This window comes from Rhizobium sophoriradicis, assembly GCF_025200795.1.
In the GTDB taxonomy this organism is placed as follows: domain Bacteria; phylum Pseudomonadota; class Alphaproteobacteria; order Rhizobiales; family Rhizobiaceae; genus Rhizobium; species Rhizobium sophoriradicis.
In genome coordinates this window covers 226,951-241,278 of sequence record NZ_CP104154.1, presented here as the reverse complement: position 1 = coordinate 241,278, position 14,328 = coordinate 226,951, and the positions used below count along the sequence as shown (strand labels likewise).

The 14,328-nt window shown below is 60.2% G+C and carries 11 protein-coding genes; 2 read left to right on the top strand and 9 right to left on the bottom strand.

The features are described 5' to 3' along the window. Positions 1–622 precede the first annotated feature (622 nt). A complete protein-coding gene (locus N2597_RS26730; RefSeq protein WP_183736541.1) occupies positions 623–1,747 on the top strand; it encodes a glycosyltransferase family 87 protein in 1,125 nt (374 codons plus the stop codon). On the opposite strand, the gene N2597_RS26725 is transcribed toward N2597_RS26730, so the two are convergent. Genes N2597_RS26725 through N2597_RS26700 form a run of 6 tightly spaced genes read right to left on the bottom strand, consistent with a single transcriptional unit; the run spans position 1,726 to position 8,987 of the window. Beyond that, complete coding sequence (locus tag N2597_RS26725) at positions 1,726–3,306, bottom strand: hypothetical protein (protein ID WP_183601875.1); 1,581 nt, start codon at positions 3,304–3,306, stop codon at positions 1,726–1,728. The two genes, N2597_RS26730 and N2597_RS26725, sit on opposite strands and share 22 nt — an antisense overlap. Before the next feature lie 6 nt (positions 3,307–3,312). After that, positions 3,313–4,932, bottom strand: coding sequence for a hypothetical protein (locus N2597_RS26720; RefSeq protein WP_183601877.1), 1,620 nt, complete (start codon positions 4,930–4,932; stop codon positions 3,313–3,315). After that, entirely contained in the window at positions 4,929–5,678 is a 750-nt protein-coding gene (locus N2597_RS26715) for an SDR family oxidoreductase (RefSeq protein WP_183601879.1), read from the bottom strand. Before N2597_RS26715 ends, N2597_RS26720 begins: the two co-directional genes overlap by 4 nt. Then, a complete protein-coding gene (locus N2597_RS26710; protein ID WP_183601881.1) occupies positions 5,675–6,997 on the bottom strand; it encodes an FAD-binding protein in 1,323 nt (440 codons plus the stop codon). Before N2597_RS26710 ends, N2597_RS26715 begins: the two co-directional genes overlap by 4 nt. Positions 6,998–7,003: 6 nt before the next feature. Continuing rightward, the gene (locus tag N2597_RS26705; protein WP_183601883.1) at positions 7,004–7,438 is read right to left on the bottom strand and encodes a GtrA family protein; all 435 of its coding nucleotides are present in this window, start codon (positions 7,436–7,438) and stop codon (positions 7,004–7,006) included. A 7-nt stretch (positions 7,439–7,445) separates the two neighbouring features. Next, positions 7,446–8,987, bottom strand: a complete 1,542-nt coding sequence (locus N2597_RS26700; RefSeq protein WP_183601885.1) for a UbiA family prenyltransferase — start codon at positions 8,985–8,987, stop codon at positions 7,446–7,448. A gap of 271 nt (positions 8,988–9,258) precedes the next feature. Here N2597_RS26700 and N2597_RS26695 point away from each other — a divergent pair, with 271 nt between their 5' ends. After that, complete coding sequence (locus tag N2597_RS26695; protein WP_183601887.1) at positions 9,259–9,450, top strand: hypothetical protein; 192 nt, start codon at positions 9,259–9,261, stop codon at positions 9,448–9,450. A 200-nt stretch (positions 9,451–9,650) separates the two neighbouring features. Here the strand turns inward: N2597_RS26695 and N2597_RS26690 are convergent, their stop codons facing one another. The 3 genes from N2597_RS26690 to ligD all read right to left on the bottom strand — a co-directional run bounded on the left by N2597_RS26690 (position 9,651) and on the right by ligD (position 14,297). Further along, the gene (locus N2597_RS26690) at positions 9,651–10,571 is read right to left on the bottom strand and encodes an NAD(P)/FAD-dependent oxidoreductase (protein ID WP_183601889.1); all 921 of its coding nucleotides are present in this window, start codon (positions 10,569–10,571) and stop codon (positions 9,651–9,653) included. A gap of 81 nt (positions 10,572–10,652) precedes the next feature. After that, positions 10,653–11,483 (bottom strand): SIR2 family protein, encoded by an 831-nt coding sequence (locus N2597_RS26685; protein WP_183601891.1) that lies wholly within the window; start codon positions 11,481–11,483, stop codon positions 10,653–10,655. A 177-nt stretch (positions 11,484–11,660) separates the two neighbouring features. Further along, complete coding sequence (gene ligD / locus N2597_RS26680; protein WP_183601894.1) at positions 11,661–14,297, bottom strand: DNA ligase D; 2,637 nt, start codon at positions 14,295–14,297, stop codon at positions 11,661–11,663. Positions 14,298–14,328 lie beyond the last annotated feature (31 nt).

Genomic DNA, 14,328 nt, shown 5'->3' with positions numbered 1-14,328 from the left:
TCCCGCGATCGAGAATTCGAAGTATATTAGCCCCGGATAATCTCAGCCAGTCTACCAATTTACACACCAAGCGGTAGCCGTTCTGCAATACAAATTGCAGACGCATCGAACGAACCTCGACGGGCGGAAACGCAGTAGCGGTGGTGGTGAGGACAAAGCTGGAGGACGCGCGTTCATCCGCGTCGTGTGCAATTTTCGATTCCCGCCTTAGCGATTTCGACGACTTATTTTGAAAAAGTGAAATTAGCTGGGTGTCGACAACGTCAGGGCGTTCGAGAAACCTCATCGCTATCACTTCGGTAAGGCTTGAGGGATGTCCCGGACAATGCCCGGGTCTGCGACGTGAACGAGAAGCAGACCGGCTAACAAGTCAGGAAAACGTAGCCACGCTCTTTCAGTGCCGCCCGCATGGAACATCCGCCTCGGCAAAAGGTTAGCGAGCGTTTAGCGATGACACGGCGTTCCGCGAGCCGATCGGGACTTGGGGAGCATCGCAATGAAGCATTAAAATGGTAGGTTGCTTGAGAGTCTTTAGCTTCAAGCACCTGGTGCTCGGCGCATTGATGGAGGTCTCTCGATGGAAGGCTCTGCTTCTACTGGACCCCGCGATAGGCCGTTTCAATTGCTCGCGACAATCGCGCTTGCCGGCATTTGCTTGTGGGTGATCCGCACTGAATTTCCGCGTGTCGTTTCAGATCACGGCCTCTGGGACTTCGGCGCATTCCTCGCGTCCGGGCGCGCGGCAGCTGCTGGCTTGGACCCTTACGGCATATACCCTCCTCTCACCCCGCACGTCATCTTTCCGGGATTTGAGGCTTGGAACCCCAACCTCAATCCTCCGATCTCGGCACTTCTGTTCCAAGCCTTCGATATCGTGGAGCCCGGGTGGTCGCTGCGTATCTGGTGGGTGATTTCGATTGCCAGCTACGTCGCTGCGGTCGCCTTGCTGCTGCGACGCTACAGCTACGGCCTGCACCACGGATTGATCGCCATCTGGGCTTTCGCATTGGCCGGTTTTTGGGACACGCTCTACCTCGGTCAGATCTACATGCCTCTGGTCTTGATCGCCGTCATCGCCTGGCTCCGCCTGGAAAGAGGCGATGACGTATTCGCCGGCATCATGATCGGCCTGCTCATTTCGATGAAACCGAATTTCGCAGTCTGGCCGGTGCTGCTCTTTCTTGCCGGCCATCGGCGACCGAGCCTGATATCGTTTGCCACCGCGGCCATCATCGCCCTCATTCCACTCGCCATTTTCGGTCCCGGAATCTATCTCGACTGGCTGCGCCTCGTCGCGACGGACGGCGAACGTGCGGTCTTTCTCACGAATGCTTCCTTTGCAGGTCTGGCCGCGCGTGCCGGCTTCCCGGCGGTGGGCACGGTTCTAGCCGTTTCATTGCTGCTTGCCCTCGCCGCCTGGGCATTCCGCCGCAGTCCGCCGGTAATCTCCGTCAGCGGGCTGGCGCTGGTTGCGTCCCTTCTGGCCTCCCCGCTAGGATGGATCCACTACACGCTCTTCCTGCTGCCCGTCCTGCTGCACCATTGGCAGAGACCATGGGCATGGTTGGCAGGTACCGCGCTGATAATACCGGTCCCGATCATACTCGGCTACTTCGGCGCTCCCCGCCTGATCCAACTGACGGCAGGATCTGTATACGCGTGGGCGCTCGTGCTGGTGCTCGCCGGTCTGGTCATTTCAGAACGCGGAAGACAATCTGCTCCAGCTCAGGAAGGGTTTCTGCGGTAGATGCGCCAATCGGCGGTCTCCCGCACGAGGTCATAGTGGCGGGCTATATAATGCGCATAGATGTCCCGCATGCCGTTCCCTGTCCAGATTTCTATGGGCCACTTCGGATCGAGGATCAGATCCACGTCGGCGAACATCTCTTCCGCGGCTGGACGATACTCAGGCCCAAGAGTGCGTCCCCAATGATACCAGACGCTATCTCCGGCGGGCGGCGTGAGGCGGAGACCGGCAGAAAACGGATTGACGAAATCCAGAACGGCAACACGCTCAGACCCAGCATCCAATTGCAAAAGGGCGGCGGAGGCGTCGGCAAGCGTGCGGTTGTAACCTTGGAAATATTCGAATTGGCCGGCACTCCACATCTCCACCAGCCGAACCCCGGAAAAGGCAGGCAGCGGAATAGCTTCGCCTCGTCCGCTAGCCGAATAATAGGCATGAATGGCAAGCGACGCAGCATTGCCGACCGCAGCCGGCATGAGCAGGAATGCTGCGAGCAGCGGCAGGGCGATCCGTGCTCTTGCATTCCCAGAGTGAAGCTCGGCACGAAAGAGACTTTCCGACAGCACGGCAGCGCTCGCGCCAAGCGTCAGAATCCCAAAGAATTGGAAGTTCTGCTCGATCAGGAGGATTCCTGATGTCATGCAGAAGCCGACAAAGAGCAGATGCCGATAGGTTGGAGTCAGACTGAGAAGGATGACGGCGACAGCCAGGTAAGCAAGAAGGTCGGCGAAATTATGCCGTACCACGTGGCCGATAGCTGTCATCGTCGGGAAACCGCCGCTGTTTTGACTGGCGAGACTGATGTCGAGGAGGTAGTTGACCCCTCCGCCCCAGACCATCTCAATCGCCAGGATGCTGGCGGCGACGATCCCAAATGCGAGCGCCACCCAGCCGGTCTGGCGACGGTCAAAAAGCATGAACATCAGAAAAGCAAGGCCCACGACACCATAGGTGATCTTGGTGTAGAGCATCAGCAGCACGAGGAAGCTGGCGCATGCTGCGTCCGCGCCTTTGCCGCTGCTGGCGCCGGGCAAGCGGCACAGGTACATAACCAGCAGCAAGCCGAGTGACGCCCAGCCGATCCGGTTGTAGAACATGGCAAAGCTGAGTTCCCCGATCCGTTCGCCGGGGTTTGCAGGAACCGCGAGCACCAGAAGCAGACAGCTTACCAGCGGCAGCCCGAGCGCCCAATGCATTCGGCTGCCGACGATTTCGGCGGCGACGAGCGAGAATAGCAGGATCAGCAGGGACAGCCCCACTGGCATTGCCGCGCCCATGCTACCGGACAGAGCGTAGCCGACAGCTGGGATATAGAATGTCAGCGGCCCGAGAGGTGTGTGAAAATCAACGTTCGGCACCTGTCCGGCCGCGATTCGATGTGCGCCATCAAGAAAAACGAATAGATCGTTGACGTATTTGGTTGTGACCGTTGCGCCCGGCAGAGCGAGGAGACCGGCAAGAAGCAATCCGATGCCGCGGACAATCGCACGCCACCAGTTCAACTGAACGACCGGCCGCGGTGTAGCTTTCTCCGGTATCGACGTCGATGCTTGCGTCACCGTGCCTCACTTTGCGCCTTTGCCTGGGCGCCACTGATAAATCGTCCACTCGGATGTCTTCCGCACCACATCGAAATTCGCCGAAAGGAATTGACCATACAGCTCCTGCAGCGGCAGGCTGTTGATGCCGGTTTTGGGCACCATGACGATCTTGACGTCGGCAAAGAGCACGTCCGGCGGGATATAGGACCTTTCATTGATGTTGCGATTCCAGTGAAGCCAAGCGGTGTCGCCGGCGGGCGGGCGAATGCCGAGTCCGGCCGAGAATGGGTTTGCGAAATCGAGGACGAAAACCCGTTCGGCTGGAACCGGCAGAGATTGGAGAAGCGCGCCACCGGTGACGATGTTATCGAGGTAGCGTCTTATGAAATCGGGCTCGCCGCCCGGCGGATCGACTTCCCGGACATCGTCAAATTCCGGCAGCCCCAGAGACTGCCCGGCTTTCTCAGTCGCGAGCGCCGTATGCAGGGCGACGGCCGCGCTGTGGTGCACGATCGGGGGCAACAGGAACAAGATGCCGATCAGCGGCAGGGCGCCGGCAGCACGAGCCAAGCGTCCTGCTGCGCGGCTTTCATTGCCCGGTTCGACCCAGGCCGTCTTCTGCGACAGCACGATTGCCCCGCAATAGAGCGTGATGATCCCCCAGCTGTGGGCATTCTGATTGATGAGCGCCACGCCGGCGCCGATGCAAAAGCCACAGAGGACAAGATCTCGAAGGCTGCGGCTTTGCCAGAGGGCGAGCGAAGCGACGGCCGCGAACACTGTGAGATCGGAGAAGTTTTCCCGAATATTCTTCAGAATGCTGCCGACATCATGACCGCCGCTGACGCGCGCCGCCGCCCGCAGATCCTCGATGTGCTGCGCCGTTCCGCGCCAGAAGAACTCGATGGCGACCATTGCCAGTGCCGTGAGCAGCAGAGCTGTCACGCCCCAGCGGCGCTGGTGCCGATCGGAGAGAATGATTGCGATAAGGCCGATCCCGGCGAGCCCGTAGGTCACCTTGGTATAGAACGAGACAAGCAACAGGAAGAGGGCTGCGAGAGCATCGGCAATATCATTGCGCCTGGCTGGCGAATGCGGTGCCAGATACATAACCAGCAGCAGGCCGAGAGCGACCCAACCGATGCGGTTATAGAACATCGCGAAGGAAGGATACCAGATGGAACTGCCGAGATTGATCGGAGCCGCGAGAATGAGAAGAAGGAATATGCCGAGCCCGGCAGCCAATGAAGGTGCGAGGCGCGACCCAAGGATGCGGATCATGGCGGGGATGAAAGAGACGAGGACGGTCGCCATGCCCAGAGGTATGGCAGCCCCGAAATTACCTGACAGAAGATATCCCGCAGCCGGAATGTAAAAGACGAGTGGCCCGAGCGCGGTGTGGAAATCGCGGTTCGGCACCTGGCCAAAGGCGATGCGATGCGCACCGTCGATGAAGATCAGCACGTCATTGATGAAGGCGGCATTGATGGTCCTGCCCGGCAGCGCGAGCATGGCGGCACAGGTCAAAGCGACGACGATGATCGCGCCTTCTGCCGACAGCAGTCGCCGTATCCAGTCTGCAGGTCGCCTGTGGGCACGAGTTCCCGCTCCGATGTAGGCTGCCTGATTTATGGGTTCCGTCACAGCCGCAACCTCTTGAAGATGAACTCTGGGATTGACCGGATTATCGTCATGAGCGGTCGCCAGACCCCTCTGACGTAGACGACGTCACTGCGGCTCCCGCCCTCGGCGGTCGCGAAAATCTTTTGCGCCACCTCCTGCGGTTCGGCCGTCAGAAGCGGCGGAAGTTTCATCCCATCAGTCATCCGCGTGCGAACAAAGCCGGGCTTCACGGTCAGCACGCGCACGCCGGACCGGGACAGCCTGTTCCTCAGGCCGGACAAGAAGGCGGTCAGGCCGGCTTTGGCGGCGCCATAGACATAGTTCGACGCTCGTCCGCGATCGCCGGCGACAGAGCTCGTTCCCACGATCGTGCCCGATCCGCGCGCTGCGAACCGCTCGGCCATAAGACCAAGAAGCAAGGCCGGACCCTCGAAGTTCGTCCGCATGACCATGGCGGCATATTCGAGCTCCTGTTCAGCCCGGGACTGCTCACCGAGTTCGCCAACGACGCAGACCACCGTGTCCGGCAAGGGTGACACGGCGCCGAGGAAGGCCTCGAAGCGAGCAGTCTCCAGGATATCGAGCTCATGAACGGTGACAGCTGCTCCCGTCCGCGCGGCGATGTCGTCGGCTTCACGTTGAACGGCCGCGCGCGCCCGTCCCGCCAGATGAATGGCCCAGCCTGCCTCGGCATAGACAATTGCCGTCGCCCGGCCAATATCCGAGGTCGCGCCGATCATGAGCAGTGCCTTGCCGGTCCCCGTCATATGCCGAGCCTTTTTGCCAAGCGGGAGTTGAAGCGACGATCGGCTCCGGTTGCTCTTCGCAGCTCTTTGAACGCGTCCAGTCGGGGGTAGCCGGATTCAAATGTCAGGCGGGACTGGCGCGCATCCTTGGCCAGATAGAGACGCCCCCCTGCCTTGACAACCAGCTTGTCGATTTCGTCCAGCAGCCGCAACACGTCCTGTGTGGCCGGCAGGTCGAGCGCGAGCGTATAGCCCGGCGCAGCAAAGGAGAGCAGACCTGCACTGCCTCGCAGTCTTTTGAGAACGGCAAGAAAGGAACCTTTGCCCGAGTGCGCAAACCGGTCGAGGATGCTCGTGAGGACCTGGAGCGCGTCAGCATCCGGCACCACGCATTGATGCTGGATAAAGCCTCGTTTGCCGTACAATCGGTTCCATCGAAGGATGCGGTCGAGAGGGAAGAAGTAATTATCCCAATGGACCAGCAAGGGCTTGGCCGACTTGCGAATACCGGACCGGAAGTAGAGCTCATTGAAAGCGGAAACGCTCGCCTTGTTCAGGAGCCAACCGGGCATATCGAGCGGCAGGGAAAGGGCCGCATTGGTCGGCGAAGGAAAGCGATCGGCCTTCGGCGTCTCGCCGACCTGATCCTGTGTCGCGTGCTCACCCGCAAAAATCAGCGAACGCCCGAGAGAAGCGCCTTTCGACAGGCAATCGATCCAAGCGACCGAATAGGTCGCGTCCTCCGATTGCCGCAGCGCCGTCAACGCTTCGCTGAGATTCTCGGCTACGGTCGTCTTCTGGGTGATCCAGCCGGTCTCGATCGGCCTCAGGCGAAAGCTTGCCTCGGCGATGATGCCTGTCAGGCCCATCCCGCCGATAGTCGCTGAAAAAAGCTCCGCGTTCTGCGAGCGGCTACAGGTGAGGATCTCGCCGCTGGCGGTCACCAACTTCAGTTCGTCGACGTGATCGCCGAATCCACCGTGGCAATGATGGTTCTTGCCGTGGACGTCCGATGCGACCATCCCGCCGATGGTGACGAACTTCGTGCCCGGAACCACCGGCGGAAAATAGCCGCGGGGCACCAGCGAGCGCAGTACGTCGGAAAGCATGACGCCCCCCTCTACGGTGAGGACGCGATCGGTAGCATCGAACCTTTTCATCCGGTTCAATCCACCACACATCAAGGTGGAATTCTCGCCGATCGCAGCGTCACCGTAGGAGCGGCCATTGCCGCGAGCGATCAAACCTGGGTGCGATGCTGCAATCCCGCTGAGGGCCTCCGGAAACCGGCAGTTCAACACCTCGCTCTCATGACGCGGATAGCGTCCCCAGCCCTCCATCGTCCGTCACGCCTCCCTTGGCTTGAAGACGAACTTTCGGTCGAGAGCGTATTTCAAGATATAGCCGATCGCCAGGCCGATCGCTCCGCCGGTGTATTTGGCAAGTTCCGTCTTCCAGATTGTCCAGAAGGCAATTTCGACCCCCCAGAATATGAGCGTCGTCAGCACGCTGAACAAGCCGTACAGCGCGACCTTCGACATCTCGTCGCCATGCGAGGAGTAACGGTCGAAGAAGATCCAATTTTTGTCGAGAACATATTTCAGGGCGAAGCCGGCGGCGGTGCCCGCGAGGATCGATGGCATCAGGCCCGACCACGGCGCTGTTTGGAGAACCATCGCCTGGACCAGGAAATTGGCGGCGGTGGAGAGCACCGCGAAGCAGACATAGCGGACCGCGACGCCGGTGGGAGTGCTTCGCTGCTGGAACTGCGAGCCCGTCATGACCACCTCACATCGCGGCAAAGACGACCAGGCTGGCGGCCCCTAGCGTGGCAAGACTGACCTTGTCCCTGATAGCGAAGACCACCGGATCATCATGCATCTGCCCCCGATGGGCGAGCATGAGGATGCGCGCGATCCAGCAGGCAAGGACCGGTCCGGCGAACCATAGCATCCCCGGCCGCTCATAGACGTCTCGCGCGTTGTCGCTCGCGGCGTACAGGGCAAACAGCGTCAGCGCATTCATCCCCGCCCCCGCTGCCAGGGCTCCCACCATGCCGATGTCGGCCTTCCTGTAGTCCCGGCCCTTGGAGTCCGGCAGGCGCGCGGCGCGACGTCCAATCAACTCGGTGTACCGTTTGACCAAAGCGAGCGAGAGGAACCAGCTCATCATGAAGGCCAGCAGCCAAGGCGATGGCCACACAGAGAGGGCTGCGGCCCCTCCGATCACCCGCGTGGTATAGAGAGATGCGAGGGCCACGACATCGAGGATCATCTTGCGCTTGAAGAAAAACGAATAGGCGGTGGTCAATGCAAAATATCCCGCCAACACAAGAACGAACCCTGGCGTCACCATGACGGCTACCATGAGCGATAGGAGTAGCAGGATTGGGATGACGGCAATGGCATCTGAAAGCGCAATGTCACCGCAAGCAAGAGGCCTGCGGCATTTCGTGCGGTGGCCGCGGTCGTCCTGGAGATCCACCAGATCATTGAGGATATAGACGCCGGAAGCACAGAGTGAGAATGCGAGGAAAGCCAGACCGGCGCTGACCATGCTGTTGATATCGAAGAGCTGATTTATCAGAAGCGGGACAAAGACCAGCCCGTTCTTGACGTACTGATGCACACGCAACAGCCGCGCCCAGGTGCGCCAGGTCGCTTTTTCACACGGAAGATGTTGAACGTTGCCGCACTGCCGGCTGAGTCTTTGCGCGACCGCGGGCGATGTCCGTATGGCATAGGATTTGGCGGCATGGCGCCAAACAGGAAGATCGGCCACGTCGTTGCCGATATAGTCAAACCCGCCTTTTCCGAAAGCGGCGACGAGTTGTTCCGCTTTGACATCGGCAGCGCAGTTGGTTGTTTCGTTGGTTGCAAACCAACCGTCGAAAAGGCCGAGATGTTCGGCGACTGCGGAAACCAGACGCTCATGGCTCGCTGACGCGAGATAGACGGGTCGTCCCTCCTCCCTCGCGGCCCGGATCACCGTCAAGACCTCCTCGTCATAAGGGAGGAGAGCCGGGTCGAAATCCGATGGTTGCGAAAGACGGTGCTTCAGACAGGCTTTCCCGCCGCACAGGGCCTTGACGAGATCCACCGCCGAGTGAGGGCGACGAGCCAGTTCGGCGAAAGCGGTTTCGATCAGCAGATCTGATCGTACGAGGGTGCCGTCCAGATCGACCACCAATGGACAAGGCTGCAGCAACGATTCGAGGTTTCCGGGACAGACCGCCGACGGCGGCGCATGCGTTGGCTCGAGGCGCTCATCCTCCTGGAGTCCCGGCAGAAACTCTCTTTGCAGGAGGAACTCACGTTGCAGCTCGCTCAAAGGAATTCCCCTCCGCTTCAAACCTCAGGAGTTCGTCGAACGCCGGCCGAGGCGGTTAGTTCCATTGTTACAGAAATGCTCCTTCTGGTTGCGCTTCTCCAGTCCGTTCTAAAACATTTCCCGGAAAACTCGTGGCCTGCGAGGGAGGATGATTGACTCAAAGCCATCCGTTCATCCGCGATGTGTCTCATCGACGAAGTGTCGAAGAATGGAACAAAGCTGGCATGCGCCGGTTCGATGATCGAAAGGATTGGCAACAGAACGAGATGTGATGAATTTAGCCTTGCTTCTAGGCGCAATGACGCTGATGTGCTGGATGGTGGGAGGAGCTGTCGCGGTGCTGGGTACTGCCGAGCATTCTCGTCATCACCGGCACGAGATGGCGGAATTCATTTCGCTGGGTCTCAACCTTCTCGGGGTCGCATGCGCGATTGCGATAGCAGGCGTTGTCCTGGCGGCATGACCTGACGTGCAAACGGTGCTCTTGCGCATGGGCGACGAGATTCACTCGCAGGTGCTCAGATGTCTCCCGGGTTATGAACCGCAATGACGACCCCGAGGCTTTCAGACGTTGGTTTGAGGCGGCGGGACAGATCCCGGTGCGATGCGGCCAAAGCCTATCCGTTCGACGTTTGCGGGCAGCAGCTCATGCTAGCCGAAAGGTTATCGTTCTCGCACTCGCCACAGGCGGTTATGCACCGCGACCGCCGCTATTTCGCCTTGTGCCATGGACACGCCGAGTTGATTGAGGCCGGTCACGACGTCGCCAACCGCATATAGGCCTGGGATCCGGGTCGCCTGGTGTGCATCAACCTTTATGCGCCGGTCCTGTTCCAACTCCCCCCCCAGCTGTTCTGCGAGCCGCGAGCATGGACGAATCCCCAACGCCGAATATAGGATCACCCCTTCCAACGTGGCCGCGTCCTTCATGATAAGATCGACGGTTCCGTCCGCGGAACGCGAGCAGCGTACCAACGGGTCGAAGCGGATTGAAACGCCATGCTCGATCAGCCGGGCCATCATAGCGTCCTTCACATCCAGTCTTTCGCCGAGCGTTGCGATTGTGATCCTTCTCGTGAACGATGTCAGGAACAGGGCTTCGGAAGCGGCCCGCTCTGTCGCGCCGATCACCACCGCCGATCTTCCGGCAATTTCGTAGCCGTCGCAAATCGGGCAGAGGCGAAGATGTCCTGACCGTGTGAGGTCGCGGGCTTTACCGATGGGCGGGAGCTTGTCTTCGACGCCGGTCGCAAGGATGATGTTTTCTGCGTGCATCGGCCTGCCGGCGAGTTCGGCGATGAAGCCGCCTTCAGCCCCCCGCTCCACCCGCGATACCGCCGCTGCCACGACCTCGATACCCAAGTTCTGCAGTTGCGTTCTCATGCGTCTTGAAAGCTCACCACCTTCGATGCCTTCCGGAAAGGCCGGATGATTGCGCGAGAGCGGGATAAGCAGCGCACGGCTGTGGCCTGAATCGACGGCGACCACGCGCCGGTTTAGCCGCGCCAGGTAAAGAGCGGCTGTCATGCCTCCCGGGCCTGCCCCTATCACTAAAGCATCCAGTCTTGCCGGCGTCGTCGTCATCACTGCAGCTCCTTTGCAATCAGTGCTCCCGACCTTCACCAGCTTCCATGGCTGCGGACGTCGCAGCGGACAATCGAAGTGTCACTGATCCGGTTCCGAGCGTTGTTCGACCAGACGCTTGAGGAAACGAGAAAGGGAGTCGCCGGAACTTTCGCCATCGCCAGAGATGACGGTTACACCCCATCTTTTCAGGACATGCGTCTGAACTTCACTCGGCTCGTGCATGAACAGAAATAGCGGCGGCCGGTGACGGTCCAGCCCGGTCTGCTGCCAGATCGACCAAAGGCGATGAAGCAGGAAGCGGATATTCAGATCGGACATGCTGTAGCCGACGAAGAGCATGGTCGAGGCGAAGGCGTCGCTCCTGAACTTTATATCGAGGGGAGCGTCGAAGGAGAGGCGATCGAAATAATCCGACTCTGTCAGGACGAGTGTATCGGGGTCGGAGAAATCCCCATGGTATTTAACAATATGCGTGAAGCCCACAGTGGCGGTTGCGATGTCCTTCGCACTTGTAATGCGAGCGTAGGGTCGTCCGAACGCCTGGTAAGAGAGCACGAGATTGGCATCGTAGTTGGTTGTATAAATCAGAGGAAAATCCAGCGCGACGATAAGCCGATGCAACTCCGAATTCTTCAGTTGCTCCGGAGAGATCTGCCATTCACGCTTCATCCAATCGACCAGCCGCGACAAGGAGCCGTGCTTCAAACGATAGTACTCGGCAATTTCCTGGTACGTTGCGTCGCGGCCCATCGACGACTGTGCAAGATCGAGATCCGCCAACATATGTTCGATAAGGCAGGTCCATGAAGGCAGCCCGACATTCATCGATATCCCCGCGCCTACGAAAAGAATCGCCTGCCGCCGTTCAAGCGCGGTTGCGATCGCGGATATGTGTTCGTCGTGTGCCACCTGTCCTCCAGTCCACAATGAAATCCGCCTGGAGGTAATTGGTTTCTGTCCGCTAGCGCACCTCCGACCGGAGGGTTCCGTAAAGATCCGCCGCCCGTGTGCGCCTCGCGCACGCCCACAGCGGCGGCCGCGGAAGACGTCTCTGGTTTTCTTCGTCTGGCACGGCGCTTGTCGCGCTCACGCTGCGTGTCGGGATTTTCCGAGACGCTTGATCGCCTGTTCCAGCGGCCGCTCGCTGTCGCAATAGTCCTGCCAGGCGGAGCTCTTGGTCAGAAGCGCCGGCACCGTTCGAAGCGTAAAACGCTTCGGGTCGAGATCGGACTTCACCTGCGCCCAGGTAAGCGGCATGGATACGGTGGCGCCGGCGCGGGCGCGCGGTGAGAGCGGCGCAACGGCCGTCGCCATGCGATCGTTGCGGAGATAATCGAGGAAAATCCTGCCGCCACGGAGACTCTTGGTCATCTTGATCAGGTAGAGGTCGGGATTGTCGCGCGCCATCTGCTGGCAAACGTCATGGGCAAAGCCCTTGGCTTCGGCCCATGACAAGGCTTTGCGTTTGTTGACGGTCAGCGGGGTCACGACATGCAAGCCCTTGCCGCCGGTGGTCTTGCAGAAGCTGACGAGGCCGAGTTCATCGAGACGGTCGCGCATCTGGCGGGCGGCTGCGACCACCGTCGCAAACGGCACGTCAGGACCAGGGTCGAGGTCGAACACCAGACGGCCGGGCACTTCCGGCTTGCCGGGTTGGCAGTTCCACGGATGCAGTTCAACGCCGCCGATCTGGGCGATCGCCGCCAGCCCCTCGATCCGATCGATCTGCAGGTAAGGCTTCTTGTCCCCGAAAACCTTCACCAATTCGAGCAGGTTCGAAGTGCCGGGCATCGCGTGACGCTGAAAGAACTGCTCGCCGCCAATGCCGTCGGGTGCTCGAATGATCGAGCATGGTCGGCCCTTGATATGCTCGATAAGCCAAGCACCGACGGTCTCATGATAGCGCGCAAGGTCCTCCTTTGTGACGGGCTCACCATCACCGGCGTCCGGCCACAGCGGCTTGTCGGGATTGGAAATGAGAACACCCATGACCTCGGCCTTCGCGCCTTTGCGGCGGGCAGACTTATGTTTGGCAGCCGCAGCCGGTCCCGCGGTTTCAGTCTGGGCAGGCGGCGCCGGCTTTTCGGCCTCGACCTCTTTCGCGGGCTTGTCCTCGCGCAGACCCTTGAAGGCAGCCTGGCGGACGAGGCCGTCCGTGGTCCACCCTTCAAATTCGATTTCGGCGACAAGCTCCGGCTTCAACCAGACCACTTCGGCCTGCTTCTTCGGAGCACCGATACCGCCGAAAGGCGATTTCGTCGTCTCGAGCGCCTTCAGTTTCGGCAAAAGCATTTCGACTTTCCTCGCGCCGTAGCCGGTTCCGACACGGCCGACATAGACAAAGTGATCGCCGCGGTGAACGCCGACCAGGAGAGATCTGAACCTGCCGTTGGTCTTGGCATAACCGCCGATCACCACCTCGTGCCCGGCGCGACATTTCGACTTTGCCCAGGTGTCGGTGCGGCCGGACTGATAGGGGGCGTCCATCTGCTTGGAGATGACACCTTCGAGGTGCAGCTTGCAGGCGGAGCGCAGCACCGCGTCGCCACCGGATTGGAAATGTTCGACGTAGCGGATGCGAGGATCGTCGCCGGCAACGGTAAGAAGGTTTTGCAGCCGCTCCTTGCGCTCGAACAGGCGCATCGACCGCAAGTCCTCTCCGCCATCGAAGAGCAGGTCGAAGGCGAAATAGACGAGGTTACCGGTCTTGCCTTCCGACAGAGCCGCCTGAAGTGCGGCGAAATTCGGTGCGCCATTCTCATCGAGCGCGCAGATCTCGCCATCGATGATGCAGTCGGGCAGTCCGGACGCGGCTTCCGCAATCCCAGAATATTTGGACGTCCAATCGAGGCCCTTGCGCGTCTTCAGCGTCACCTCTCCATCGGCGACCCGCATCTGGATCCGATAGCCGTCGAACTTGATTTCGTGCAGCCAATCATCGCCGGCGGGTGGTCGATCGAGCCTATCGCAAAGCTGCGGCTCGATGAAATCTGGCAGATCGGCCGCCGTGGAGGTCGCGACATCCTCGCGAGGCTTCTTCTTGCGCTCGTCGGCGGCAAGACCATGCTTGCTGTCCCACACGGCGTCCGCCTCGACATCCGCCTTCGCCATCATGAACGGTCGCGGCTTGCGGCCCTTGCCTTCGGCGATCTCATCCATGCTGCGGCCGGAGGCGACGGAGGTCGCATTCTCCTCCAGGATCGCTTCGCCATTCTCCTCGACCGAATGTTCGTCGTGATGTTTGATCAGCAGCCAATTCGTGCGCTTGCCACCATCGCGGTCATTGCGCATCCGAACCAGGACGAAGCTGCCGTGCAGTCGCTTCCCCTCGAGCGTGAACTTGAAGTCGCCTTTCCTCAAAGCCTCTTCCGGAGACTTGCGGCCTTCCGGCTCCCAGTAACCGCGGTCCCACAACATCACCGTGCCGCCGCCATATTGGCCCTTCGGGATCGTACCTTCGAAGTCGCCGTAGTCGAGCGGGTGATCCTCGACCTCGACAGCGAGCCGTTTGTCATGAGGATCGAGCGAGGGTCCCTTGGTCACCGCCCAGGACTTGAACACGCCATCGAGCTCGAGCCTGAGGTCATAGTGAAGCCGTGTCGCGTCGTGCTTCTGGATCACGAACCGCCGGCGGTTCGACGGTTTGACGCCCGCTTCCCCGCTCGGTTCGCGGGTCTTCTTGAAATCGCGCTTGGCCCTGTATTTCGAGAGGTTGTCGGCCATGAACCTGTGACTCCTATCAACGTAGACCAGC